The organism is Dryocola mayonis (assembly GCF_051307045.1).
In the GTDB taxonomy this organism is placed as follows: Bacteria; Pseudomonadota; Gammaproteobacteria; order Enterobacterales; family Enterobacteriaceae; genus Dryocola.
The window spans coordinates 2203047-2229715 of the sequence record NZ_CP150452.1 but is presented as its reverse complement, the minus strand read 5'-3'; the positions used below and the strand labels follow the sequence as shown (position 1 = coordinate 2229715).

Annotated in this window: 21 protein-coding genes and 1 pseudogene; 8 read left to right on the top strand and 14 right to left on the bottom strand. The window is 58.2% G+C overall.

What is annotated here, in order from left to right; translation table 11 throughout:
• Nucleotides 1-177 precede the first annotated feature (177 nt).
• Nucleotides 178-1269, top strand: coding sequence for a MurR/RpiR family transcriptional regulator (locus WLO32_RS10805; protein ID WP_435945194.1), 1092 nt, complete (start codon nt 178-180; stop codon nt 1267-1269).
• Nucleotides 1270-1297: 28 nt separating this feature from the next.
• On the opposite strand, the gene WLO32_RS10800 is transcribed toward WLO32_RS10805, so the two are convergent.
• Complete coding sequence (locus tag WLO32_RS10800) at nt 1298-1855, bottom strand: LuxR C-terminal-related transcriptional regulator (RefSeq protein WP_435945193.1); 558 nt, start codon at nt 1853-1855, stop codon at nt 1298-1300.
• Between the two features lie 638 nt (nt 1856-2493).
• Here WLO32_RS10800 and WLO32_RS10795 point away from each other — a divergent pair.
• On the top strand, nt 2494-3156 hold the full coding sequence (locus WLO32_RS10795) for a DUF3313 domain-containing protein (protein ID WP_435945192.1): 663 nt from the start codon (nt 2494-2496) through the stop codon (nt 3154-3156).
• A 42-nt stretch (nt 3157-3198) separates the two neighbouring features.
• Here the strand turns inward: WLO32_RS10795 and WLO32_RS10790 are convergent, their stop codons facing one another.
• Nucleotides 3199-4104 carry a DMT family transporter gene (locus WLO32_RS10790; RefSeq protein ID WP_435945191.1) on the bottom strand — a complete coding sequence of 302 codons (906 nt, stop codon included), beginning with the start codon at nt 4102-4104 and terminating at the stop codon, nt 3199-3201.
• A gap of 181 nt (nt 4105-4285) precedes the next feature.
• Here WLO32_RS10790 and WLO32_RS10785 point away from each other — a divergent pair, with 181 nt between their 5' ends.
• On the top strand, nt 4286-5155 hold the full coding sequence (locus tag WLO32_RS10785) for an AraC family transcriptional regulator (RefSeq protein ID WP_435945190.1): 870 nt from the start codon (nt 4286-4288) through the stop codon (nt 5153-5155).
• Here WLO32_RS10785 and WLO32_RS10780 read toward each other — a convergent pair.
• Complete coding sequence (locus WLO32_RS10780) at nt 5135-6304, bottom strand: benzoate/H(+) symporter BenE family transporter (RefSeq protein WP_435945189.1); 1170 nt, start codon at nt 6302-6304, stop codon at nt 5135-5137. The two genes, WLO32_RS10785 and WLO32_RS10780, sit on opposite strands and share 21 nt — an antisense overlap.
• 97 nt (nt 6305-6401) lie before the next feature.
• On the opposite strand from WLO32_RS10780, the gene WLO32_RS10775 reads away from it, so the two are divergent.
• Nucleotides 6402-6929, top strand: coding sequence for a helix-turn-helix domain-containing protein (locus WLO32_RS10775; protein ID WP_435945188.1), 528 nt, complete (start codon nt 6402-6404; stop codon nt 6927-6929).
• On the opposite strand, the gene WLO32_RS10770 is transcribed toward WLO32_RS10775, so the two are convergent.
• Together WLO32_RS10770 and WLO32_RS10765 are read right to left on the bottom strand one after the other, a co-directional pair.
• Nucleotides 6920-7855: an ABC transporter substrate-binding protein gene (locus tag WLO32_RS10770; RefSeq protein ID WP_435945187.1), complete on the bottom strand. Its 936-nt coding sequence runs from the start codon at nt 7853-7855 to the stop codon at nt 6920-6922. The genes WLO32_RS10775 and WLO32_RS10770 overlap by 10 nt on opposite strands.
• Entirely contained in the window at nt 7855-8940 is a 1086-nt protein-coding gene (locus WLO32_RS10765; RefSeq protein WP_435945186.1) for an LLM class flavin-dependent oxidoreductase, read from the bottom strand. The genes WLO32_RS10770 and WLO32_RS10765 overlap by 1 nt, the downstream gene beginning before the upstream one ends.
• Nucleotides 8941-9129: 189 nt before the next feature.
• Between WLO32_RS10765 and WLO32_RS10760 the strand changes: the two genes are divergently transcribed.
• The 4 genes and pseudogenes from WLO32_RS10760 (at nt 9130) to WLO32_RS10745 (ending at nt 14583) form a co-directional block, all read left to right on the top strand.
• Nucleotides 9130-9741, top strand: a complete 612-nt coding sequence (locus WLO32_RS10760; RefSeq protein WP_435945185.1) for a cysteine dioxygenase — start codon at nt 9130-9132, stop codon at nt 9739-9741.
• Nucleotides 9738-11306: a rhodanese homology domain-containing protein gene (locus tag WLO32_RS10755; RefSeq protein WP_435945184.1), complete on the top strand. Its 1569-nt coding sequence runs from the start codon at nt 9738-9740 to the stop codon at nt 11304-11306. The genes WLO32_RS10760 and WLO32_RS10755 overlap by 4 nt, the downstream gene beginning before the upstream one ends.
• Before the next feature lie 140 nt (nt 11307-11446).
• The gene (locus WLO32_RS10750) at nt 11447-13417 is read left to right on the top strand and encodes a peptidase U32 family protein (protein ID WP_435945183.1); all 1971 of its coding nucleotides are present in this window, start codon (nt 11447-11449) and stop codon (nt 13415-13417) included.
• Nucleotides 13418-13712: 295 nt separating this feature from the next.
• Nucleotides 13713-14583, top strand: a pseudogene (locus WLO32_RS10745) (crotonase/enoyl-CoA hydratase family protein).
• Here the strand turns inward: WLO32_RS10745 and pdeR are convergent.
• The 9 genes from pdeR to sapA all read right to left on the bottom strand — a co-directional run bounded on the left by pdeR (nt 14580) and on the right by sapA (nt 26544).
• Entirely contained in the window at nt 14580-16571 is a 1992-nt protein-coding gene (gene pdeR / locus WLO32_RS10740; RefSeq protein WP_435945182.1) for a cyclic di-GMP phosphodiesterase, read from the bottom strand. The pseudogene WLO32_RS10745 and the gene pdeR overlap by 4 nt on opposite strands.
• Nucleotides 16572-16914: 343 nt before the next feature.
• Nucleotides 16915-18849, bottom strand: a complete 1935-nt coding sequence (locus WLO32_RS10735; protein ID WP_435945181.1) for an exoribonuclease II — start codon at nt 18847-18849, stop codon at nt 16915-16917.
• Nucleotides 18850-18950: 101 nt separating this feature from the next.
• The gene (locus WLO32_RS10730; protein WP_435945180.1) at nt 18951-20108 is read right to left on the bottom strand and encodes a CMD domain-containing protein; all 1158 of its coding nucleotides are present in this window, start codon (nt 20106-20108) and stop codon (nt 18951-18953) included.
• 186 nt (nt 20109-20294) lie between these two features.
• Nucleotides 20295-21086: an enoyl-ACP reductase FabI gene (fabI, locus tag WLO32_RS10725; protein ID WP_121268087.1), complete on the bottom strand. Its 792-nt coding sequence runs from the start codon at nt 21084-21086 to the stop codon at nt 20295-20297.
• 180 nt (nt 21087-21266) lie between these two features.
• A complete protein-coding gene (gene sapF, locus WLO32_RS10720) occupies nt 21267-22073 on the bottom strand; it encodes a putrescine export ABC transporter ATP-binding protein SapF (protein WP_435945179.1) in 807 nt (268 codons plus the stop codon).
• Nucleotides 22073-23065: a putrescine export ABC transporter ATP-binding protein SapD gene (gene sapD, locus WLO32_RS10715; protein ID WP_435945178.1), complete on the bottom strand. Its 993-nt coding sequence runs from the start codon at nt 23063-23065 to the stop codon at nt 22073-22075. The genes sapF and sapD overlap by 1 nt, the downstream gene beginning before the upstream one ends.
• Nucleotides 23065-23955 (bottom strand): putrescine export ABC transporter permease SapC, encoded by an 891-nt coding sequence (gene sapC, locus WLO32_RS10710; RefSeq protein ID WP_435945177.1) that lies wholly within the window; start codon nt 23953-23955, stop codon nt 23065-23067. The genes sapD and sapC overlap by 1 nt, the downstream gene beginning before the upstream one ends.
• The gene (gene sapB / locus WLO32_RS10705; RefSeq protein ID WP_435945176.1) at nt 23942-24907 is read right to left on the bottom strand and encodes a putrescine export ABC transporter permease SapB; all 966 of its coding nucleotides are present in this window, start codon (nt 24905-24907) and stop codon (nt 23942-23944) included. Before sapB ends, sapC begins: the two co-directional genes overlap by 14 nt.
• Nucleotides 24904-26544 (bottom strand): ABC transporter substrate-binding protein SapA, encoded by a 1641-nt coding sequence (sapA, locus tag WLO32_RS10700; RefSeq protein ID WP_435945175.1) that lies wholly within the window; start codon nt 26542-26544, stop codon nt 24904-24906. The genes sapB and sapA overlap by 4 nt, the downstream gene beginning before the upstream one ends.
• Nucleotides 26545-26669 lie beyond the last annotated feature (125 nt).

The following is a 26669-nucleotide window of genomic DNA, read 5'->3' as shown; positions in this document are numbered from 1 at the left end:
TATCACAAAAGCGGATGACAGGCGTCAGAAAATGTGATCTCAGCGGGAAAATAGAATTTTGGCGGGGTAGCAACGCTGCAGAACAGCAGCCCTGAGCGGCGGCTGATTGAAAAATAATTTCAATAATCTATGATGATGACACGAGCCGTCGCCGCTGACTAAAGGGAGCAACCCGTTATGGATATCGTTTATCAACTGGTACAGGGCATGTCCGGCCTGCCCGCGCAGGAATCCCGGCTGGCGCGCTTTTTCCTTGAGAATTTCGCGCAGATCCCCGAGTCGACCATGGAAGAACTTGCGATCAGGGCGGGAGTCAGTCCCGCCACGCTGCAGCGCTTCGCCCGCAGCATCGGCTGCGACGACATCAATGATTTTCTGGGCAAAGTCCGTTACCAGCAGCAGGAGAGCAGTCCTCAGGCCTGGCCTGGCGCGACGGGAATTCTGGGCGATGCCACCTGGGTTGAGCCGGGTGAACTGCAAAAGCTGGCGACCCATGCGGGAATCGGCCGCGATATCGTGGAAAGGTTTTCCCACTCCACCGGCAAAGAGAGCAGCGGCGATATTCTCAGCCAGATACGCGCGCGCCTGAATGAGTTCAGCCAGCAGGAGTCCCGGGTGGCGCAAACCATTCTTGACGACGTGGGGTTTGCCGCTTCGGCAACTATCGATCAGCTGGCGACCGCTGCGGGCGTAAGCCCGGCGACTATTACCCGCTTTGCGCGAGCGGCGGGCTGCGACGATATCCGCGATTTGCGCATGAAGCTTGCGCAGTCCAGCCAGCCCGCTTCGCAAGGAACGCTGCCGGAACCCTGGCGGGAAAAGCTTAACGGCGTGCAGAGCGCGCTGAATTCACAGCTGAGCGAGCTTTCCCCGGCGGCGCTTGCGCGGGCCGCGCAGGTGCTGAAACGGGCCGCGGCAACGCATATTTTCAGCGCCGGCGCGGCAGATACGCCTTTTGCCGGCGAATTGCAGTACCGCCTGCTCACGCTGGGATATCCTGCCAACCTTTGTCAGGACGCCGCGCTGATGGCTATTACCGCATCAATGCTGGGAACAGGGCAGGCGCTGGTGATTTTTTGCGCCCACGCAGCGGAAAACGCCTTATTGGCCGCGGTGCATCAGGCGCGGCGCAAAGGAGCGGATATCGTTATTATCGGCCAGCAGGCGGGCGCGCTCGTTCAGCAGCAGGATATATTGCTGCCGGTCATGGATGCCCGCTACGGCTATCTGCTGATGATTGATTTAATCTGTGAAAGCCTGGCTAAGTGATAAGCGCCGGGCGATAAATAGCGATCGGTTAACGTTCAAATACGTGATAAAGACCGGCAAGGGTCGTCACGTCGAATTTTAAATAAATATTCCGTCGGTAATGGCTGATCGTTTTTCCGCTGAGGTCCAGATACCTGGAGATCTCTTTATTCTTTTTACCGGAAATGATGAAAGGCAAAACCATTGACTCCTGGCGGGTCAGTTTTTTCTCTTTTTCGGTGCTGTACCAGCGCATGTTTTTAGTAATGGTGACCGCTTGCTTTCCCGAATGAAGATAAATCAGGCAGCTCTTTAATTTTTTTAGCGCATAAATACAGTCGATGGTGAAATCGGAAACCGTATTGATGAGAATGTTGTCTATGGTGTTATCAAAACAGCTATCTTTTGTAATAAAAATAAAATAGCTGCCGGGGTTTTTTAATTTAATCTCCATCAGATTAATCAGCGTCTGAATGTCGGGCTGACAATAATCGACGACTATGGCTTTTGATTTCTCTACTATTTTCTTGTCAATGCCGCGGGCTTCTTTGACGAAAACAACCTCTGAAAACGTATGATGCTCTTTAACTATATCTTCAGCGAGCATACAGAATCCCATTCTGAAATACTCGCAGGAGGACAGGACGACGACCATATTCCCTTACCTTGTAAACAATTCTCTCTAAATATAAATAACCTGAAGGCCGGATTCAGGCAACTCAGAATATGGGACGGGATTATAAGAAAACTCCTGGATAAAGAGAGGCAAATTGTGCGGTCGCGGTATTTAAATCATTTTATTTCGTTCACAACAAAAATAATTACTTACAACAATTTACTAAGATAAATCTCAGGTATCGGCCAAAGATCCTAAGGCGCTAAAGTTTATCTGTTTGTTATTGTTAAAACATCTTCAGGCGGGACAGGGTATTAAGCCTGAAATGATAATAAGTTAATGGAGATGTTAAGTAATTGTCATGTCAATCCATACGATAAAGGGAGCTTTTTATGGACAGCAACTTTCGTATCAGCAAAATCGCCAAAAGCGTTGGGGTGGTTTTGGGCAGCAGTTTATTATTGCCCCACATGCCGGATCGCTGCTTCTTAGCGCAGTTGATTAGCTCGGCGTGCGGTCGCGGGCCCGTTAAAAATCTCAACCGAACACTATTTGATATCGCCACATGGTTTAGCCAGGGTTGGTTTGCTATAACTGAAAGGCTCCTATGCAAATCACAGGGATTTAAAATGCGTACCTCCACTCTTTTTAAGGCAGCGTGCCTGACCGGCCTGCTTGCGCTTGCGGGCTGCTCTTCATCCGTGACGGCTCCGGAAAAATACTCTGGTTTTTTAAAGGATTACTCCGGCCTGCAGGAAACAAAATCCGCGACCGGTAAACCTGTTTTACGCTGGGTCGATCCCGATTTTAAAAGCGCTAACTACGATAGCCTGGTCTATAACCCCGTAACCTATTACCCCATCCCCAAACCGACTACCCAGCTTGGCGCGCAAACGCTGGATCAGATCCTCGTTTACACCAATAGCAAACTGAAAGCGGCGGCGGCGCAGCGTAAACCGCTGGTGGCTACGCCTGGCCCGCGCAGCCTGATTTTCCGCGGCGCGATTACCGGCGTGGACAGCAGTAAAGAAGGGCTGCAATTCTATGAGGTGGTTCCGGTAGCGCTGGTTGTGGCGGGAACGCAGATGGCTACGGGGCACCGTACCATGGACACCAGCCTGTATTTTGAAGGGGAGCTGATTGACGTGGCGACCAATAAACCCGTCATGAAGGTCGTGCGTAAAGGCGAAGGCAAAACGGTAAGTAACGAAAATACGCCGATCGCCGTCGAAACGCTAAAACAGGTGATAGATGACATGGCGACGGACGCCACCATGTTTGATATCAACTGATTCTTTATCTGTTAAGGGAGCCGTCAGGCTCCCTTTTTATCTTCAGGCTGCGCGTCTGCGCCACTTTATGAATCTGAAGGTTCCGGGCTTTGAGAACATCACCAGGTTGCCGACCAGAATCATCGCAAGGCCGGTGACCGCGTTAGCGTGCCAGACGTAGCCTTCGTAAATCGTTGACAGACTCAGCGCCACCAGCGGGAAAAGTAACGTGCTGTATGCCGCCTTGCCTGCGCCGATGCGTCCCACCAGCGTGAAATAAGCGCCGAATGCGATGACCGATCCGAATATCGCCAGATAGAAAAGCGAGCCGAGATAGCGGACGGTAAATTCAGGCATAAAAGAGTCGCCGCGGATCAGCGCAATGGCGCCCATAATCGCCGCGCCGTAACACATGGCCCAGGTATTGGTCGACAGGGTTTCGAGCCCGCGGCGCTGGTGCCGCGCGCTGATCATATTGCCCAGCGAGAAGCCGAAGGTTCCCAGCGCGCTAAGCCCGATGCCCAGCAGAAGTTCCGGCGCCAGCTGCGTTGCCGCCAGGTCGCGCCAGAACAGCGCGATAACGCCGGCAATGCCGAGCGCCGCCGCAGGCAGCAGGTTCGCATGCGGACGCTGGCGGAAAAACAGCATGCCGTTGAAGGCGTTAAACAGCACCGCCATCGAGAAGATAACCGACTCCAGCCCCGAGCTGATGTACGCCGCGGCATGGTAAAAGCACAGGAAGTTAAAGCCGAACACGCAGGCGCCCTGAAGCAGGCAAAACAGATGATCGCGCAGGCTGATACGACGCAAACGCCCCAGCGCGAGCAGCGCTACCAGCATCACCACTGCCGCTACGGCAAAGCGCCAGAAAATCGAAACCGGCGCCGACACCACGCCCTGCTGCATATAAATAGCAAGCCAGGTCGTTCCCCAAATCACCACCACCAGAATATAAAGTACCGCGTTCATAAAGTTATCCTACCGTCAAACAGAGGCTTCAGTTTGCTGGTAACTATAAGCCCCGGCTTTCACAGCCCTGCGCGACTTGCATAATCTTGCGCATTTTTTTGTTTCCGTCAGGTTAATGGCTGGTAACCCGCAGCGCCTCTACTTACACTAGCTTTCCGGCCCCTTAAGCGATATGCGACCTATGACCCAGTATCTTGCCTTTGAAAATCTGCGTAAGCACAACGCCCGTCTGAACGACAGCGTGCGGCTCGGCTCGGGTATTCAGCTGGCGGCCTGGTCAAATCATCACGATCGCGTCACCCAGCTTAGCGATCACCATACGCTTAGCCTGTATATCAATAACGGGTACGAAACCTACCAGAAAACGCCGAGCGGCTGGAAAAACGGCGGCGGCCCGGACAGGTTCTGCCTGATGCCGCAGGAGAGCGAAACCACCTGGGATATCCGTAACGATTTCTCGTTTGTGCACCTGTACTGCACGGACGCGCATCTGCGCCATATCGCGGAGCAGGTCTGGGATCGCAGCCCGGCAAGCCTGCAGGTCAACGAAAAGATTTTCGCCGAGGACCCGCGCATCACGCAGCTTTATCGCCACTTTTTATTGAGCAGCAGCTGGCAGCAAAGCGCCAGTCATCTGACGTTAAGCACCGCCTCGACGCTGCTGCTGACCCATCTGGTGCAGAACTACAGCAGCGTGCAGTGGCGCCTGCCTGCGGTGCGCGGCGGGCTGGCTCCGGTGGTGTTGCGCAATATTCAGGCCTGGATAGAGCAGCATCTAAGCGAACCCTTGACGCTTGCGGATCTGGCGCTCGAGGCGGGGTTAAGCGAATTCCATTTCGCCCGCATGTTTAAGCAGTCGACCCGGCTGGCTCCGCATCAGTACGTTATGCAGCGGCGTATGGCGCGGGCCGAAGCGCTGGTGCGCCACAGCACGCTTGCGCTGACGGAGATCGCGCTGTCCTGCGGATTCAGCTCCGCCAGCCATTTCAGCAACCGCTTTAAGGCGGCCATCGGCATAACGCCTTCGCAGCTACGCGCGGCGAGCCAGTGAGAAGGCGGCGTAGCAGAGCCCGCCGGCCACCAGCCCCCAGAAAGCCGAACCTATTCCCGCAAGCGTAAGCCCCGAGGCGGTAACCAGAAAAGTCACAATAGCCGCGTCGCGCTCCTGCGCATGGTTTAGCGCCTGATGCAGGCTGCCCGCAATGGCGCCCAGCAGCGCAAGCCCGGCAAGGGTATGGATAAAGGCCGGCGGCAGGGCGGTTAACCACGCTGAAATCGACCCGCCGAAGATCCCCGCCAGCAGATAAAAAAAACCGGCCGCGGCGGCAGACAGCCAGCGTTTAGCCGGATCCGGATGCGCTTCGCTCCCCTGGCATATCGCAGCGGTTATCGCCGCAATGCAGATGGAAAATACCCCAAAAGGCGCAAGCAGCAGGGCGATGGCCGCGGTAACCACCATCAGGGGCGAAACGGGAAGGTTATAGCCGGAGGCTTTCAGGGTCGCCACGCCGGGCGCGTTTTGCGACGCCATGGTGACAAGGAAAAACGGCAGCCCGATGCCCAACAGGCTGCTGAAGGCGAAATGCGGCGCGGTGAACTCCGGTAACGCCACGCCGGCCATCGGCACGCCTTCGCTTTTAAATTCTCCCGTCGCCAGGCAAATAACCAGGCCCGCGGCCAGCGCCGCGACCACCGCGTAGCGCGGGGCATAAATCTTTGCCAGCAGCCAGCCTGCAAGCATCGTCCCGCACAGTAAAAAGTGACCCTGTAACGAAGTAAAGGCGTCCAGGCCAAAGCGCAGAAGGATCCCCGCCAGCATCGCGGCCGACAGGGTATGCGGAATAAGGCGCATCAGGCGCGCGAACAGGCCGGTTGCGCCGCAAATTAAAATGAGCGCCGAGGCGAAAATAAAGATGCCAACGGCTTCGTTTAACGTACTGCCGGGTAAGCTGGTGGCGAGCAGCGCCGCGCCGGGTGTGGACCAGGCGGTCAGCACGGGCGCGCGATACCACAGCGTCAGCGCAAGCGTGCTGACGCCCATGCCGATGCCGAGCATGGTCAGCCAGCCGGCGATCTGCGGCGCGCTCGCGCCGGCGGCCTCGGCAGCCTGCCAGATAATCGCCGCCGAGCTGGCGTAACCCACCAGAACGGCGACAAAACCCGCAAGCACCGCAGGCAACGGAAGCGAAAAGGCGCGCATAGAATCCCCTTTGTGCGTTATAACGTCCGTCGGACTATAGCATCGTGCGTTATAGCGCACAAGGCGCTATACTCCGGCCGCTGATAAGGAGAAAAAGATGGATATTGCCGCCCATTTAAGCGCCACGCTAAAGGCGCTGCGCCAGGCGCGAGGCTGGAGCCTGACGCTTGCCGCCGAGAAAACCGGCGTGTCGAAAGCCATGCTCGGCCAGATAGAACGTAATGAGTCCAGCCCGACGGTGGCCACCTTATGGAAAATAGCCACCGGTCTGAACGTGCCGTTTTCGGTATTTCTTGCCTCGGGCGAACCGCCGGAGCGGGCGGCATTCGATCCGCAAAACAGCGATATGGTTGTCGTTGCGCTTTTCCCTTATGACGAGCAGCTGCGTTTTGATCTGTTTTCCATCACCCTTGCGCCAGGAGCGCTGAGCGAATCATCCCCGCACGATACCGGGGTCATTGAGCACGTCACGGTTATTAGCGGCGAGCTGGATATGCGGATTCAGGGGCAGTGGCGCACGCTAAGGGCGGGAGAAGGGTTGCGCTTCGCGGGTGACGAAGCGCACAGCTATCGCAACGCTGGTGAGGCGCGAACGCATTTCCATTCGCTGATTCACTATCCCTGATGCGCCACCTGAAAGGCGTGGCTGAAGGTCGGGGTGACCTGAATCGTTTTGGGCAGCAGGCTGCTGGCATGGTAGAAATCAGCGGTTTGCTGCTGCTGGGCTACCGTGGCGTCGTTGATGGTCTGCCAGACGGAATGGCGGCGCTCAAACGACAAACGGGCCACGTCTTCCGGGAAGCCGATAATCTTCGCCAGGGTTTTGCCGTACACGTCCGGATGCTGGTTCGCCCATATCTGCGCGGCGTTCAGACGTTGCAGATAATCAGCGATGGCGGCTTTTTTCTCGCCGTCCGCCAGCGCGCCGTCGGTTGCCGCAAGAAACGTATTGCCCGACCATAATCCGCGCCCGTTCACCGCCACGCGTAGCTTATCCACGCTTTCGGCATAGGCGGTATAGGGTTCCCATGTCGCCCAGACGTCCACCGAGCCCTGAATCAGCGCAAGCTTGGCTTCGCTCGGCGGCAGAAAGCGGAAAGTTACGTCTTTTGCGCTAAGCCCTGCCGATTCCAGCGCCTTTAGCGCCACGAAATGGCCTATTGACCCGCGGTTGGTGGCGATGCTTTTGCCTTTTAAATCGGCGGCGGATTTGATGGGGCTGTCCGGCCGCACCAGCAGCGCCGTGCCGTAAGGATCCGACTTGCTTACCGCAATCGCCTTCGCCTGTGCGCCCGCGGCCACGGCAAACAGCAGGGGCGCGTCGCCGATAATACCCACGTCGATTGCCCCAGCGTTCAGCGCCTCGGCCAGCGGCGCGGCGGCGGGAAACTCGGACCATTCGATTTTGTACGGCAGGTTTTCAAGCTTGTTTGCCGCCTCCAGCTGCGAGCGCATGCCGCCTTTCTGATCCCCGACATGCAGCGTCACTTCCGCCTGTGAAAAGGCGCTCCACATCGCCAGGGCCAGCCCGGCGGTTATCCACTTTTTCATCAGGCGCTCCTTGCAAGGCGATGGCGGGCGGCGGCTTTTTCACGCGTCAGCGGAATAAGCTCTTTACCGTATTCGACGGCGTCATTGAGCGGGTCGAAGCCGCGGATCAGGAAGCTGTCGATGCCCAAATCGTAATAGTCGAGCAGGGCGTCGGAAACCTGATCCGGCGTGCCGACCAGCGCGGTGGAGTTATAGCCGCCGCCGACCAGCGCCGCGATGCCCGTCCATAACCTTGTGTCCAGGCGATCGCCCTGGTGGGCCGCGTCCAGCAGGCGCCTGGCGCCCACGCTCTGCGGTTTCTTCAGCCCGTAGGTGTGGTGATTTTCCGCAAGATTTTTGCGGGTCGTCTCGCGGATATGCTCCGCTTTTTCCCAGGCCTCGGCTTCGGTTTTGCCGAGGATTGGACGGAAGGAGATATTAAAGCTGATATCCCGGCGATGCTGTTTCGCCGCCGCCCGAACGGCTTCCACCGTTTGACGCGCCCCGGCCAGCGGTTCGCCCCATAGCGCAAAGACATCCGCATGCTTTGCCGCCACCTCAATAGCCTCTTCGGATGAGCCACCGAAGTAGATCGGCAGGCGAGGCTGCACGGGTTTGATAGCGGAAAATGCCTGCTCGGCGCGGAAGAATCCGCCGGTATGATCGTAGGGCTCTTCGCCGTGCAGGCTGTTATTTAACACCGTCAGAAACTCGTCGGTGCGGGCGTAGCGCTCTTCTTTATTCAGCCAGTCGCCGTCTTTACGCTGCTCGGCATCGCTGCCGCCGCTGATGATATGCACCGCCAGGCGGCCATCAAGTAGCTGATCGAGGGTCGCGAGCTTACGCGCCGCAAGCGTCGGGGCCACGAAGCCCGGACGGTGGGCCAGCAGAAACTTCACGCGCGTGGTGTTGGCTCCGGCGTGAGCGGTGACCAGAAAGCCGTCCGGTTGATCCGACCAGTAGCCCACCAGAATGCGGTCGAAGCCCGCGTCTTCGTGAGCCCGGGCAAAGCGCGCGATATAGTCTTTGTCGAAAATCGGCCCGGTAGCGGGCAGGATTTCCGAGGCCAGGCGATGGCCTATCATGCCGAGAAATTGAATGCTCATTGCAGGTTCCTTATCGTTGTTGGTTTGCCCACCATAGCGGGCGACGGGGCCGCGCCGAAATGCGAATTCCGGCTATGCTTTGCCGGGATTAAGCTATGCCGGAATACGGATAACCAATTGCTTTTCCGGCATTTGGCGCGCCGCCAGACGCTGGTAGTCTTTGGTTTTCAGGACGACCTGGAGCAAGCTATGTCCGCATCGCCATCCGCGCCAAACTACGCGCGCTTACGCCATTTCCTTACCGAGTTCTCACGGCTGGTGGAACATTTTCATCAGGAAAAACCGCTGCTGGAGAAAGGCCGCCGGCTCCTGTCCGAGCTGGTGCGCCACGACGACTGGCTGCCCGAGTCCGCAGCCCTTGCCGATCCTCAGCGCTATCAGCAGCATCTGCTGTACGCCGATCCGCAGGGACGCTTCTCGGTGGTGAGCTTTGTCTGGGGGCCGGGCCAGCAAACCCCGATTCATAACCACGGCGTCTGGGGGCTTATCGGCATGCTGCGCGGCGGCGAGCGCAGCCAGTTCTACGCCAAAGTCAACGGCAAATGGGTGCCGGAGGGCGAGGCGGCGATGCTAAAACCGGGGGAGATCGAGACGGTTTCCCCCAATGCGCAGGACGTGCATCAGGTAAGCAACGCTTTTGACGATCGGATCTCCATCAGCATTCACGTATACGGCGCCAATATCGGCGCGGTTCATCGTCGGGTATTCACTGCCGACGGCGAGGAAAAACCGTTTATTTCCGGTTATTCGGGCGCTTTTTTGCCGAACATCTGGGACCTGTCTAAAGAGAGGGCGATATGAGTGAATTACGGCACTATGCACAGCTGCGCGCAGCGCTAATCAATAAAGAAGAGCTGGCGCTAATCGACGTGCGCGAAGAGGCTGCGTTTGCCTCCGGGCATCCATTATTCGCGGCAAATTTCCCGCTCGGCAAGCTGGAGCTGGAGGCGTTCGCGCGCATTCCGCGCCGCACTACGCCGATTACCGTCTATGACAACGGCGAAGGGCTGGCCGTCAAAGCCGTCGAGAAACTAAAACAGCTGGGCTACAGGGACGTAGCGCTGCTGGCGGGAGGATTACAGGGCTGGCAGGAGGCGGGCGGCGAACTGTTTATCGACGTGAACGCGCCGAGCAAAGCTTTCGGCGAGCTGGTGGAAGCGAAGCGGCATACGCCTTCGCTAAGCGCCGAAGAGGTGCAAAAACTGCAGCGGCAGGGGGCCGATCTGGTGGTGCTGGACGTGCGGCGTTTTGACGAATACCAGACCATGAGTATTCCGGGCGGCGTCAGCCTGCCCGGCGGCGATCTGGTGCTTAAAGCGCGCGCGCAGGTCAGCGGTCCGGACACGCAGATCGTGGTCAACTGCGCGGGACGCACGCGCAGCATCATCGCGGCGCAGTCGTTAATTAACGCGGGCATCGGCAATCCGGTTGCCGCCCTGCGTAACGGCACCATCGGCTGGACGCTGGCGGGACAGGAGCTGGAGCACGACCAGCAGCGTCAGGCGCAGGAAAGCGCGGGCGAGGAGGCCGATCGCATCGCGGCCTGGGAACTGGCGACCAGCGCCGGGGTGAGCTTCGTGGCGTGGAGCGACTGGCAAATCTGGCAGCAAAACGGCGACCGCAACACCTGGCTTTTCGATGTGCGTTCGCCGGAAGAATACCGGGCGGGTCATCTGCCGGGGGCCAGATCGGTGCCGGGCGGGCAGCTGGTGCAGGAAACCGATCACTATGCGGCGGTGCGGGGCGGAAGGATCGTCCTGGCGGATGATGACGGGATACGCGCGCCGATGGCCGCGTCCTGGCTGGCGCAAATGGGCTGGGAGGTGGCGGTGCTGGAGGCCTCTCGCGAACTGTTTACCGAACGTGGCGACTGGCAGGCTCCCGTGCCGGCGGCGCCGAAGGCGGACGAAATTTCGCCGCAAACGCTGGCCGCGTGGTTAGAACAGTCCGGCACCACGCTTCTGGACTTCACCACCTCGGCAAATTTCCGCGCGCGCCATATTCCCGGCGCGAAATGGCTTAGCCGCAGCCGGCTGAGCGAAGCCGTCGCCGCTCTGCCGGAGCCTGAACGCTGGGTGGTAACCTGCGCAAGCAGCGCGCTGGCAAGGTTTGTGGTGCCGGAACTGCAGGCCCTCTCCGACCGGCCGGTCTACGTGCTGCAGGGCGGCACCCTGGCCTGGATTGCCGGGGAAAAACCGCTGGCTACGGGGCCGGAAGGCGAGCTGCATCTGCCGGAAGACCGCTATCGCCGCCCGTATGAGGGCACCGGGGTTCCACGCCAGGCAATGGAAGATTATCTGCAGTGGGAATATGGCCTGGTCGCGCAGCTTGAACGCGATGGCACCCACGGTTTTCGGGTAATCTGATTTTCAGCCCTCATCGCGTTCGGCGGTGAGGGCCGCCTGAGAGCCACGAAAAACCGCAACTTCAAAACGCGCTCTGTTTTTACCCGACCTTTCTGACTACAATAGCCGCCTTTCGCCCGTCTACTTAAAAATAACGAACTATGCGCCTGCACGCTAACCATCTTGAATTACTCAGCCCCGCCCGGGATACCGATATTGCCCGCGAGGCCATTTTGCACGGCGCCGACGCCGTTTATATCGGCGGTCCGGGTTTTGGCGCCCGCCATAACGCCGGCAACAGCCTGCGCGACCTGGCCGAACTGGTGCCTTTCGCCCATCGCTACGGCGCCAAAATCTTTGTCACGCTGAACACCATTTTGCACGACAACGAGCTGGAACCCGCGCGGCTGATGATTCACGATCTTTACCAGGCGGGCGTCGACGCGCTGATCGTTCAGGATATGGGCGTGCTGGAGATGGATCTGCCGCCAATTGAGCTGCACGCCAGCACCCAGTGCGATATCCGCAGCGTGGAAAAAGCGAAGTTCCTCTCCGACGTCGGCTTCTCGCAGATTGTTCTGGCCCGCGAGCTTAATCTGGAGCAGATCCGCGCTATCCACCAGAACGTTGACGCGACTATTGAGTTCTTTATTCACGGCGCGCTTTGCGTAGCGTATTCCGGCCAGTGCAATATTTCCCACGCCCAGACCGGCCGCAGCGCCAACCGCGGCGACTGCTCCCAGGCCTGCCGCTTGCCTTATACCTTAAAGGACGATCGGGGCCGCGTAGTGGCGTTCGAAAAACATCTCCTGTCGATGAAGGATAACGACCAGAGCGCCAACCTGGCGGCGCTGGTGGAGGCAGGCGTGCGCTCCTTCAAGATTGAAGGGCGCTACAAAGATATGAGCTATGTGAAAAACATCACCTCATACTATCGCCAGCTGCTCGATGAGCTGATGGAAAACCGCACGGACCTTCAGCGCGCTTCTTCGGGCGTGACCTCGCATTTCTTTATTCCTTCGCCGGACAAAACCTTCCACCGCGGCAGCACGGACTACTTCGTTAACGAGCGCAAGATCGATATCGGCGCGTTCGATTCGCCGAAGTTCGTTGGCCTGCCGGTGGGGGAAGTGCTGAAGGTGGCTAAAGACCATCTCGACGTGACCGTTACCGAAGCGAATACGCTGACCAACGGCGACGGGCTCAACGTGCTGATCAAGCGCGAAATCGTCGGCTTCCGCGCCAATACCGTGGAGAAAACCGGTAAAAATCAGTACCGCGTGTGGCCAAATGAGATGCCGGATACGTTAAAAAACGTGCGTCCGCATCACCCGCTTAACCGCAACCTTGACCACAACTGGCAGCAGGCGCTGCTGAAAACCTCCAGCGAGCGCCGCGTGGCGGTGGATATGGAGCTTAGCGGCTGGGAAGAGCAGCTGGTGCTGACGCTTACCTGCGAAGACGGCATCAGCGTAACGCAAACGCTCGAAGGCCGGTTTGACGTGGCGAACAACCCGCAGAAGGCCTATGACAATCTGCGCGACGGCCTGGTGAAGCTGGGCCAGACGATGTACTGCGCCCGGGCGGTTAATATCGCGCTGCCGGCGCCGCTGTTTGTGCCTAACGGCCAGCTAAACCAGCTGCGCCGTGACGCAATCGACGCGCTTACCGAAGCGCGTTTGCAGCAGTATCAGCGCGGAACGCGTAAAGCCGTCCGCGTGCCCGCTCCCGTTTATCCGGAAGAGCATCTCACTTTCCTGGCGAACGTCTACAACCATAAGGCGCGTGAGTTCTACCAGCGTTACGGCGTAAAACTTATTGATGCCGCCTATGAAGCACACGAAGAGAAGGGCGAAGTGCCGGTGATGATCACCAAACACTGTCTGCGCTTTGCCTTTAACCTGTGTCCAAAGCAGGCGAAAGGCAATATCAAAAGCTGGCGCGCCACGCCGATGCAGCTGGTTCACGGCGACGAAGTGCTGACCCTGAAATTCGACTGCCGGCCGTGTGAAATGCACGTTATCGGCAAAATGAAAAACCACATTCTGAAGATGCCGCTGCCCGGCAGCATCGTGGCGACCATCAGCCCGGACGAGCTGATGAAAACCCTGCCGAAAAAAGCGAAAAGGTAACCGCAGCAACGGGCTTCGCGTCGACGGGGCCGTAGGGTGCATAAATCGATCGATTTTTAAACGCCTGTTACAGCAGGCGTTTTTTTATGCCTCATGGTTAAGACATAGATAAATAATCTATGAGTTTTGTCATCTGGTCGAACAAGCTGTGGGAAATTAGTAGGGCAAAAAAATTACCGCAAGCGGCGGCAAACACTATCTAAAGTTTGCGCATGCACTGCGGTAATTCACTGCTTTGCAACGCGATCTAAGACTCCTTAGATCGTTCTCTCACCCTGAAACCCAGGATAAAAAGATGACTGTGATAAACCAACCAACCTGCAAATTGTTTACCGATACTGCACGCTTCACCCAGCTGTCGGGTTATTACGAAGAAGAACGCCGCACGGTATGGATGATGCTTCGCGCCCAGCCTCGCCCTTGCTTTAACCATGTGCTGATCGAAGAGATCATGAACATGAGTTATCTGGTACAGCGTTCGGGGTTTGCCGTCGATTTCTGGGTAACCGGCTCGCTGGTCCCGGGGATGTACAACACCGGCGGCGATCTGGGCTTTTTCGTGGAAACCATACAGCAGGGACGGCGCGAGGCGCTACGCGCCTATGCGCGGGGCCTGCGTGGACTGCGTTCACGCGGCCTCCCGCGGGTTTGACACCGGCGCCATCAGCCTGGCGATGGTGGAAGGCAGCGCGCTGGGCGGCGGCTTCGAGGCGGCGCTTGCGCACCATTTCGTGCTGGCGCAGCGCGATGCCCGCATGGGCTTCCCGGAAATAGCTTTTAACCTGTTCCCGGGAATGGGCGGCTATTCGCTGGTCGCCCGGCGTTCAGGCATGAAGCTTGCGGAGGAGTTAATTTATAAAGGGGAGTCGCACACCGCGGAATGGCACGAACAGCATGGGCTGGTGGATTTATTATTTGAACCCGATCAGGGCTATGTCGCTACCCGCACCTTTATCGATACTCTGCAACCCAAGCTGAACGGCGTTCGCGCCATGCTGCGCGCCCGCCAGCGCGTGCTGCAGCTGCCGCGCGCGGAGCTGATGGATATCACCGAGGACTGGGTGGAGGCGGCATTCTGCCTGCTGCCGAAGGATATTGCCTATATGGAAAGGCTGGTGCAGTTGCAAAACCGTCATACCTCGACGGCTTTGCGGAAAGCCAGCTAGCGCGCCGTTCTGACCTGATACCGTTTTAACCATCGCTCGAATGCGGCAGCGGGCATGGGTTTAGCAAATAAGTAGCCCTGCCGTTCGTTGACGCCGTTCTTGGTCAGAAAGGCGTCTTCTTTCTGACTTTCCACCCCTTCCGCAATCACCTGTAAATTGAGCGCCTGCGCCACGGCGACGATTGCGCGCACCAGCGACTGCGAAACGGATTGCTTATGGATATCGCGCACAAAGGCCTGGTCGAGCTTGATTGCGTCGATAGGGAAACGCGCCAGCTGCGACAGCGACGAATAACCCGTGCCGAAGTCGTCCAGGTGAACCTGCGCGCCGAGCTTGCTGAACTGCTGGATAACGGACAGCGCCAGCTCCTCGTTTTCAATCAGGCAGCTTTCGGTGAGCTCGACGTCGATAGGGCAATATTCGAAACCTAAATCTTTCAGCGCCTGTTTGAGATCGCTAAAAATAGTCTGATCGGCAAGCTGCCTTGCGGAAACGTTCACCGCCACGCGCAGGTTTATGCCTTTGTCGCGCCATTTCGCCACCTGCTGCACCACGCTTAGCATCACCCAGCGCCCCAGCGGCACAATCAGCCCTGACTCTTCCGCATAGGAGATAAAATCCAGCGGCGGAATCAGGCCGCGCTCCGGCGACTGCCAGCGCACCAGCGCTTCCAGGCTGCGCACTTCGCCGCGCCAGGTAATTTTGGGCTGATAATGGATAACCAGCTGATCGTTTTCCAGCGCCTTACGCAGGTTGGTATCAAGCCACAGATATTCAAAGACGCGCTGGTTCATTTCCGGCGAGAAGACGCAAAACTTGCCGCGGCCGCTTTCTTTGGCGGTATACATGGCGGTATCCGCATTGCGGATCACGCTTTCCCGGTCTTCCCCGTGCTGCGGGGCGAGAGAAATCCCCAGTGAACAGCCGGAATACACCTCAATCAGGCCAATGCGGAAAGGCTGCTTTAAGCGGGTGAGAATGCGGGAAGACATGGCTTCAAGCGTGGCCTGTGAGGTGTCGGTCGCCAGCACGATAAACTCATCGCCGCCAAGCCTTGCCAGCACCTGGCCCTCTTCAAGACAGCTGAGGATCGCCAGCGAAACGGCCTGCAGTAGCTGGTCGCCGAACATATGCCCGTAGGCGTCGTTTACTTTCTTAAAGTTATCGAGGTCGAGATAGACAATACCCACCTGGGTTTCGCCGCGATTTTCTATGGCGGTGCTGATCAAATCATGTATAGCGTTGCGGTTCGGCAGGCCGGTGATGGTATCGGTGTTGGCCAGCACGCGCAGTCGCTCCTGGGCGCGGCGCTCTTCCGTAATGTCCGTACCTGAACAGATCAGATAGATTTCGTTTTTGCCGCTGCCGCTGTGGACGAACTTATTGCGAAACAAAAACAGGCGCTGGCCCTTGCGGGTTTTAATCCAGCGTTCGACTTCGTAGGAGTTGCCGTTGCGGAAAAACCCGCTGATATTGCGTCTGGAGGCGGCGGCCTCGCTGCGGCTCATAAAGAGTTTAAAAACGTTCTGCCCGATGACCTCATGCTCTTTAATGCCGGTGTACTCTTCGCTAAGCCGGTTAAAGCGCTGAATGTTGCCCTGGCGATCGAGGATGACGATAACCGAGTTCGCCTCCGAAACCACCTGTTCGGCAAAAGAGAGCCCCTGCACGAGATCGCGCGCGACGGAAGGGGTGTCGTGCCACGCCGATGCCGTTCCGGCCCATTCGCGTTTCGACACTTTACGTCCCACCAGATGGACGGGAACCTCGCTGCCAAACAAAGATATCGACATAGTGATGCTTGAGGTGATCACCGTCATCTGCCGAATTTCATCCGCCTGTTCCTGGCTCAGGGCAATCACCTGGCTGGTGTCTGAGCTTTCGTCGGCGGCGAGCTGCAGGGCGTTGCTGTCGGAAGGCAAACGCCAGTATGGGCTGGTTGTCCCTAAATAACGGTAAAGCAGGTTCTGCTCCAACTCGTCTTTCATGCTTTCTCCTGAACCGGTGCATGGCGCGTCAGTTTACTATTTATATTAGCAACATAAAGCCAGTGTTAAACAAGCGGCGACAGTTAAAAACCTGCAGATATATGTTAACCGTCAGAAAAATGAAGATAACTTGCATAATTTCTGAAAACGTTAAGATCGCGAAGCGATAGAAATTTTTAGCGTTTCTTATTGGTTTACCGCTGAAATTATAACTAAAGCAATAGGTTGTTGATAGAGGCGAATGACAAACGGCGAAAAAGAGAGCGCGAAAAGAGCAAGTTTAGAGCAAGGCAAAAGAAAAAGGCTGAAAATTTATTCAGCCTTTATGGGTAGTTATTACGATTTACGCCGCCGGTCTGGCGATAACGCTGCGCGTTTCCATGCGCACCTCGGCGATGGTCACATCAATCACGTCGGTGACCTTGTAGGCCACCTCGCCTTTAATCTGCACGGTGCCGTTTTCCTGGCTGCAAACCAGCTCGTCGCGTACGGCGTGGATGAACGGCGCGGGGATAAAGGCTACTGCGCCATTCTCCACCAGACGCACGCGCATTCCGCCGCGGCTGACGTCGATGATCTCAGCGGCGAAGCGCGTATCGGTGCCGGCTTTATCGTTCAGGAAGCGGGCGTACAGCCAGTCGCCCACGTCGCGTTCCGCCATACGGTTCAGGCGGCGGCGTTCCGCCATCTGGACGGTGGTTTCGTCCTGCGGACGCGCGGCGGACTCGCCTTTAATAATCGCTTTAAGCAGACGATGGTTGATCATGTCGCCGTATTTACGAATCGGCGAGGTCCAGGTGGCGTAGGCTTCCAGACCCAGGCCGAAGTGCGGGCCAGGCTCGGTGCTGATTTCCGCGAAGGACTGGTAGCGGCGAATGCGGCTGTCCAGGAAACCTGTCGGCTGGGCGTCGAGCTCGCGGCGCAGCTTGCAGAAGCCGTTAAGGGTCAGCACTTCCTGCGCGTCTACGGTAAAGCCGTGGCCGGCAAGCATGTTCGCCAGCTGTTCGGTATTGGCCGGATCGAAACCGGTATGCACGTTGTAGATGCCAAAGCCGAGTTTGTCGCGCAGAACGACGGCCGCACAGACGTTGGCGGCGATCATCGCTTCCTCAACGATGCGGTTAGCGATGCGGCGCGGCTCGGAGACGATATCCAGCACTTCGCCTTTCTCGCCCAGCACGAAGCGGTAGTCCGGACGATCTTTAAAGACCAGCGCGTGGGTGTGACGCCACTCGCCGCGGCTCAGGCAGATGCGCTGCAGCAGACGGATCTGACGGGCAATCTCGTCGTTGTGCGGCTGCCATTCGCCTTTCTCTTCCAGCCAGTCGGAGACTTCGTCATAGACCAGCTTGGCCTTTGATTCGATGGTGGCGGCAAAGAAGTGGATATCGCTGCCAATTGCGCCATCCTGCTCGATAACCATGCGGCAGGCTAAGGCAGGGCGGGTAACGTTCGCGCGCAGGGAGCACAGGTCGTCAGACAGCTCGCGCGGCAGCATCGGGATGTTAAAGCCCGGCAGATAGTTGGTGAAGGCGCGGACCTTAGCGATGCCGTCGAGCTTGCTGCCTTCGGCGATCCATGCGGTAGGATCGGCGATGGCAACGGTCAGCTGCAGCTTGCCGTCGGCGAGCTCTTCCACAAACAGCGCGTCGTCCATATCCTCGGTGCTGGCGCTGTCGATGGTGACGAAGTTCAGGGCGGTTAAATCTTCACGCACCAGGCCATCGTCAAGCATTTCGGTGGCGACGCCGTTTGGCGCTTCGCGCTCCAGGTTGTGGCGGGACAGGGTGACCCACCACGGCGCAAGGTGATCGTCGCCAAAGGTGATGAACTGGGTCAGCTCGGCGTAAAAACCGCGATCGCCCTTCAGCGGGTGGCGTTTCATTTCCGCCACGGCCCAGTCGCCGTTCTGGAAATCATGCGTGACGCTGCGTTCGGCACGGCACTGAATCGCGTCTCTTAATAAAGGGTGATCCGGCACGATGGAAAGACGGTCGTCTTTCTTCTGCACGCGGCCCACGAAGCGGGTCAGGAACGGTTCGATAAGCTCTTCTGGCTCAGCGGTCTCACGGTCTTTATCCTTGTGGATCACAGCGCTGATACGGTCGCCGTGCATCACTTTTTTCATCTGCGGAGGCGGAATAAAGTAGCTTTTATTGGCGTCGACCTCGAGGAAGCCAAAGCCTTTTTCAGTACCTTTTACCACGCCTTCGGCGCGAGGAGTCTGGGAATGCAGTTGCTGTTTAAGCTGCGCGAGCAGCGGGTTATCCTGAAACATATTGTTTAGTTTTCGTGGCCAAAAGAGCGGCTGACAGTTTTACGCGAATCCGTACTGCGCGGCAAGCGCTGTTTGCCGCAAAAGCACGTCGAATTCACAGGTTACGGCTGGCTTCCCAGCCCTACTTTCAGCCGGTTGAGCCAGCCAAACAGACCCGAACTGACCAGCAGCCGCAGCGCCTGGGAGGCGGAAAAACCCTGCTCCAGCAAGGGTTGGACATGGGCGGCGCTGAATCTGTCCGGCGCGCGGGTAAGCAGCTGAACGGCCTGAATGATGGCCCGCTCGCGGGGATGGTTATGGCTCCACGCCTGCAGCGCTCTTTCGCCGTTGCGCACCGCGTCAGGCAGGCTGCTGTCGCCGCGCCACAGCTGCGCCGCTTCGGCGAAGCAGGAGGGGCTGCCGTTGATGCGCGCGGAAAGCAGCATCACCAGGGTCTGGTCGTCGGTATGCGTCGGCGCCGGCTGCCAGAACAGGCGAATAAGCTGGCTTAGGGCGGCCAGCGCCGGCGCGTCATGCGCCAGCAGCCAGCCCATGCCGTGCAGCGGGCGAAGAGGCTGGCTTACGCTCAGCGCCTCAAGCTGTTCGGCCTGAGCGTAACGCAGCTCCACCGGCGGTAAATCCGCAGCCCAGGCTGCGCCTTCGGCGCTAAAAAGCTCCGCCGGCGCATCCTGCAGCATATCGAGTCCTGGCAGCCAGCGCACGGGCAGTCCCTGCAGCGCCTGCCAGACGGCCACGGCGCGAGCCTGGAAGCCAATAAAGCCAATCAGCTGATTGAAGGTAACGATGTCGTTGACCGACAGCCCAACCTCATCGAGCTGGGTACGCGAATTGTTATCAATCAGCGTCGGCTGGCTGGCGAGCTGGCGGGCGTACTGGGTGATTTGCGTCAGGCGGCGGTTGCTCTCGCGCGAAGAGTCGGGGCCCGGCTGGGGCGCCAGGCGCGCCGCATAGTGGTTGCAAAGCCTCTGCACGCCGTAAACCTGAGCGACGGTAAGGGCGGTGCTCAGGCGGTCGTAACTGCTCAGCGTATGCATGCGGGTCACGTTGACGCTTTCCGGCAGCAGCGTTTCGCTTGCGCTGCGCGCCGCCGCTATCCACGTCTGTTCTTCGCTGAGCTGTTCTGGCGTTAACTTCAGGTCGATTAAAAAGCGGTCTGCGTGCGCGGCTTCGGGAACTAAAGGCAGCACATCTGCCGGACAGAGACTGGACTGGGTTTCATGATACCAGTGACTTTTGCCGGAAAAATGGCGTTGTTCCATGGTCGTTCCTTGGTCAAAGAGTTAACAGGCCGAGGGATTCGGGAGGCCTGGTTCGCTGCTTTATCCTGGCGCAAGCGCGGGAGGTGACAAAAGAATGATCGGTGATAATAAATATCGGAATGGTATATGGCAGGTGGCGCAGAAGGTGAACGGGGCGGGCAGGCGCCCACCCCGAAACGAGCGCAATTAGTCTTTCAGTTCCAGCTCGTTCATGGCGGCGATGCTGAAACCGCCGTCAACGTGGACCACTTCACCGGAGATACCGGCGGACAGGTCAGAACACAGGAAGGCTGCGGAGTTGCCCACGTCTTCGATAGTCACGGTACGGCGAATCGGGGTAACCGCTTCGCAGTGCGCCAGCATTTTACGGAAATCTTTGATGCCGCTTGCCGCCAGGGTACGGATTGGGCCCGCGGAGATGGCGTTAACGCGCACGCCCTCAGGACCCATCGCGTTCGCCATGTAACGCACGTTAGCTTCCAAAGACGCTTTCGCCAGGCCCATAACGTTATAGTTAGGGATAGCGCGCTCCGCGCCCAGGTAGGAAAGGGTCAGCAGGGCGGAGCCCGGGTTCAACATTTCACGGCACACTTTAGCCATCGCCACGAAGCTGTAGGCGCTGATGTCGTGAGCGATTTTAAAGCCTTCACGGGTAACGGCATTGACATAGTCGCCGTCCAGCTGATCGCCCGGCGCGAAACCGATGGAGTGTACGAAACCGTCAAATTTCGGCCAGCTTTTCGCCAGTTCGGTAAACAGCGCGTCGATGCTCTCATCTTCCGCCACGTCGCACGGCAGAACGATAGAAGAGCCCAGTTCGGCAGCAAAACCTTCCACGCGGCCCTTCAGTTTTTCGTTCTGATAGGTGAAGGCCAGTTCCGCGCCTTCACGGTGCATCGCCTGCGCGATACCGTAGGCGATGGACAGTTTGCTGGCAACGCCAGTGATCAGAATGCGTTTACCGGTAAGAAAACCCATAGCTTTGAATCCTTATAGTTTCTGCTAATTTTGTGGCCGTATAATCATAGGGTTACCAATGATTAGTCACAATTATTCAACACTAAATTGAAATTATATCCCACTCACGCCGGGTTGTGTCACGTTATTTTTCCAGCCCGGGGCCGAGTGGCTATCGCATCGCCAGAGGTCGTGCCTGTGCTAGCGGTCTTTGCGCCAGGCGTCCGCGGTCAACGCTTCGCCAAAGTGGCTGGCGATTAAACGCCTGGTCAGCTCGTGAAGAGGAGAGGCCAGCACGTCTGCGGTGCTGCCGCGCTCGACCACTTCCCCGTGATGCATCACCATCACCTGATCGCTGATGTGCTTCATCATGCCGATATGCTGCGTCACATAGATGTAGGCGATGCCCTGTTTCTCCTGCAGTTCGAGCATCAGGTTGATAAGCTGCGAGCGCATCGACATATCCAGCGAGGCCAGCGCTTCGTCGGCGATTATCACCTTCGGGCGCAGGATCAGCGCGCGCGCCAGACCCAAACGCTGCTTCTGACCCGGGGCGAGCATGTGGGGATAATAGCTGGCATGATCCGGCAGCAGCCCTACCTGGCGCAGCGTTTCGACAATCCTTTTGCGGCGCGCCTCCGGCTCCAGGTCGGTATTCAGGCGCAGCGGGAAATCCAGAATCTGCGAAATACGCTGGCGAGGATTCAGCGAGGTGCTCGGATCCTGGAAAATCATGCGGATGCGCTGGCTGCGGTATGAGTAGTCGCCAAAGTGCAGCGGATGGTCGTCAATCAGCAGCTCGCCGCCGGTGGGTTCAATCATGCCGGCGAGCATTTTCGCCAGCGTCGATTTGCCTGAGCCATTCTCGCCGATAATCGCCAGCGTCTGCTTCTCGCGCAGGGTGAAGCTTAAGGGCTTGACGGCCTCGATATGCTGACGGTGAAACAGCCCGGTGCGGTAGCGAAACGTCTTACTTAAATTGCGAACTTCCAGCAAGGTTTCGACCATTACTGACGCTCCATATTCAGCGGGAAATGACAGGCGTAAAGATGCGTTTTCGCCCCGGTAAGCCGCGGGGTTTCAATGCACTTGCGCTGCGCATACGGGCAGCGGGGACCAAGGCGACAGCCAATCGGCAGATGTTCGAGCAGGGGAATCGCCCCCGGCAGGGTGTTGAGGCGGCTTTTATGCGGCATCGGGCTGCCGAAGTCAGGGATCGCGCGAATCAAAGCCTGGGTATACGGATGGTGCGGCGTGGCAATAAGCTCTTCGCTCGGCGCGCTTTCCACCGTTTGCCCGCAGTACATCACGTTGATTCTGTCCGCCCACTTGCTGAGCATCTGCAGATCGTGGCTGATAAGCAAAATCGTGGTGTTGTTGTACTGGTTAAGCCGGGTCAGCAGCTTGAAAATTTGCGACTGGGTCGTCGGCTCCATGGCGTTGGTCGGCTCATCGGCAATCAGCAGGCGCGGCTGGTTGGCCAGCGCAATGGCGATCATCACCTTCTGGCACTCGCCGTCGGTCAGCTCATAGGGATAGCTGCGCAGCGCGTCCTTATGATCCTTGATCCCCACGCGGTGAAGCAGCTCGATGGCCCGGCGTTTACGCCAGCCGAAGCGTTTCCACCAGCGGCCCTTATAGGTCCAGCTCGGGATATTCTGGGCAAGCTGGCGCCCGACTTTTTCTGAGGGATCAAGGCAGGACTGCGGCTCCTGAAAGATCATCGAGACGTTATGGCCGACCAGGCGGCGGCGCTGGCGCGCGCTAAGGCGCAGCAGGTCGATATCGTCAAAACGCATGCGGTCCGCGGTCACGCGCCAGTTGTCTTTGGTCACGCCGCAAATGGCCTTGGCGATAAGGCTTTTGCCCGAGCCGGACTCGCCGACCAGGCCGCGGATTTCGCCTTCGTTGAGCGTCATGCTGACGCGGTCAACGGCCTTTACCCAGCCTTCGGCGGTCATAAACTCGATGGTCAGGTTGCGGATATCAAGTAATGGCATTATTGCACCCCCGCGTTGATAGCGCGGCGCAGGCCGTCGCCCAGCAGATTGACCAGCAGTACGCTAATCATAATCGCCGCGCCCGGCAGCATTACGGTCCAGGGCGCAACGTAAATCAGCTCCAGCGCGTCCCCGAGCATCGCTCCCCATTCCGGAGAAGGGAGCTGCGCGCCGAGATCCAAAAAACCGAGCGCGGCGATGTCCAGTATCGCCATCGACAGGGCGCGGGTAATTTCCGTGACCATAACTGAGGCGGTGTTCGGCATCACGGCGAACCATAAAATATTAGGCGTCGAGGCGCCGTCGAGGCGAGCGGCAACGACGTAATCTTTTTCCAGCTCGTCATGCACCGCGCTGTACACCGAGCGCACCATTCGCGGCAGCAGCGCCAGCCAGACGGCGAACATCGCGTGCGTGAGGTGCGGGCCGGCAAAAGCCACCACGACGATCGCCAGCAGCAGCGAAGGAATGGAAAGCAGCGTATCAAGGATATGGTTAAGCACGGCGGAGCGCAGGCCGTGCGTCGCGCCGGCGATCACCCCGAGCACCACGCCGCAGACGGTGGCGCCAAGCGTCACTACAAAGGCGCCGCCCACGGTAGGCGCCGCGCCGCTCAGCAGACGGCTCAGCACGTCGCGACCTAAATCGTCGGTGCCGAGGAAGAAAGAAACCTCGCCATAGCGTGACCAGGAAGGCGGCAACAGCTGATAGCCAAGGAACTGCTGATCGAGGCCATAAGGGGCAAACAGGCCGCCGAACACGCACAAAAGCACCAGCGCGCCGCAGCCGTAAAGGCCAACCATTGCCGAGGTGTCGCCATAGAATTTGCGCCACGTCAGGCGCAGCGTGCTCGGCGGCCGTTTTTCGCGGTAGACGCTATCGTAAGGCATACCATTCCTTATGTTTCAGCGGGTTAGCCATAGCACCCAAAATATCGGAAATCACGTTCACCACGATGACCAGCGAACCTATGACCATCACGCCCGCGGAGATGGCCGCGTAATCCTGCTGACGAATAGCGTTAATGAGCCAGCGCCCAAGTCCCGGCCAGCTAAACACCACTTCGGTGATCATCGCAAGCGTCAGCATGGTGGAAAACTGCAGCCCAAGGCGTGGGATCACCGGCGGCAGCGCGTTGTGCAGCACGTGGCGATGCAAAATTGTGAAGCGGGATAAACCGCGCGTTGCCGCCGCCTTAATATAGTTCTGGTCGAACACTTCGCTGGTGCTCAGGCGCATCAGGCGTATGACTTCCGTCATCGGGGCGACGGCAAGCGTAATCACCGGCAGCACTATATGGCGCACGGCGCTCATGATCATCTCCTGACGATAAGGCGAGTCGGAAAGCCAGGCGTCCACCAGCGCAAAGCCGGTCACGGACTTCACTTCATAGAGCAAATCGAAACGCCCGGAAACGGGGAACCAGCCAAGGGTGAGCGAGAAAAACAGCGTCAGCAGCAGGGCGAACCAGAACACCGGAATGGAAAAGCCGAGCAGCGCCAGGGCGCCAATCAGTTTGTCCTGCCATTTATTGCGCGTAATGCCCGCGAGCATGCCTGCAGGTATGCCAATCAGCAGCGCCAGGCCAAAGGCCAGCAGGCACAGCTCCATGGTGGCCGGGAAAACGTCGCGCAGCTGTTCGTTAATGGACTGGCCGTTGATGCTGGAGACGCCAAAATCCCAGTGCAGCAGGCTTTCAATCCAGAACACCCAGGCGTTCCACAGCGACGCGCCCTGCAAAGGCGCGTGCGGCGTAAAGTAGTTCAGGCTAAAGCCGACCATCGCGAGGAACAGCAGGGTAATCAACAGCAGCAGCAAACGCCGCAGGGTAAAGATGATCATGGTTTTTTCACCTCTACGTCTTCACGGGATACGCCGGCAAAAGAAGCGTTGCCAAACGGGCTCAGCACCAGGCCTTTAATGTCATAACGGTAGGCCTGCAGGCGCAGCGAAGAGGACAGCGGCAGCACGGGAAGCTCTTTTGCCAGAATATCCTGCGCTTCGTTATAGGCCTCGATGCGCGAGGCGAGCTGCTGGGAAGCCAGCGCTTTTTGCAGCACCCGGTCGAACTGTGGGTCGCACCAGCGGGCATAGTTGGTTTGCGAACGAATCGCCGCGCAGCTCAGCATCGGCCGGAAGAAGCTGTCCGGATCGTTACTGTCCGTGGCCCAGCCGGCCAGCGTCAGATCGTGATTCATGTCCATCAGACGCGCCTCCTGGAAACGGCCTTCCACGGGCACGATTATCACCTTCACGCCGATTTGCGCCATATCGGCCTGAATCAGCTCGGCGGTCTTCAGCGGGCTTGGGTTCCAGGCCTGGGAGCTGGTCGGCACCCACAGGCGCAGCTCGAGGTTATTCACCCCCAGCGCTTTAAGACGCTGGCGCGCTTTTTGCGGATTGTATTCGGTAATTTTAGAATCGCTGTCGTACGCCCAGGAAGCGCGAGGCAGAATCGACGCGGCGGTTTCTGCCGTTCCGTAATAGATAGACTGCATCAGGCGCTGGTTGTTAATCGCCAAAGCGAGGGCGTGGCGCACTTCAGGGTTATTCATCGGCGCCTTATTGGTATTAAAAGCCAGGTAGGCGATATTCATGCCCGGACGCAGGGTCAGGCGCAGGCGCGGGTCGTCGCGCAGGATGGTTAGCTGGCTGGCGGCAGGGTAAGCCAGCACGTCGCATTCGCCGGTCAGCAGCTTCGATAAGCGGCCCGTGCCGCCCGAGCCCAAATCCAGCACCACCTGCGGCATCAGCGGAACGCCGCGCCAGAACTTAGCATTGCGGGCGAGGCGGATATATTGTCCGGCCCGGTACTCGCTTAGCTGGAACGGACCGGAGCCTACCGGCTGGCGATCCATTAATTCCTGACGATCTGTTCTGGTCAGCTGCGCGGCGTATTCAGCCGACATCACCGAGGCGTAGTGGGTCGCCATGTGCCACAGGAAGGAGGCGTCCGGCTTTTCCAGGCGGAACTCAACGGTATTGTTATCGAGTTTACGGACGCTTTTTACCGAGTCCGGGAACTGGAGGCTGTCGAAATAGGGATAGTTTCCGCCGTTGACGTTATGCCAGGGATGGTGGCGATCGAACACCCGCTGAAAGCTGAACACCACGTCGTCGGCGTTCAGCGCGCGCGTCGGCTTAAACCACGGCGTGGTCTGGAACTGCACGTTCGGCCGCAGATGGAAGCGGTAGGTGGCGCCGTTGTCCAGCACCTCCCAGCTTTGCGCCAGCTCCGGCACCAGACGATAGGTGTAAGGATCGACATCCAGCAGACGGTCATACAGCTGTGCGGCAAGGGTGTCCACGGTCAGGCCGCCGCTCGCCATCTGCGGGTTGAAGGTATTGACCTGGCCGTTAACGCAATAAACAAATCCGCTCTTGCGAATGTCGTCAGGCTTCTGGTCAGGCGTAGCCGCCAGCGCCACGCTGCTCAGGCAGCTCAGACTCAGTAAGAGGGAGGGGATAATTCCGCGCATAAGTTTTTGAGTTTTCAAAGGTGATAGGCAAAGTGTATCGCACTCTGGCCTTCCCCCCAAAATAAGTGGTGATGATTGGCAGTTTTCTGGACAGAGTGATGATAAAAGCGCCGCCACGCCTTCCT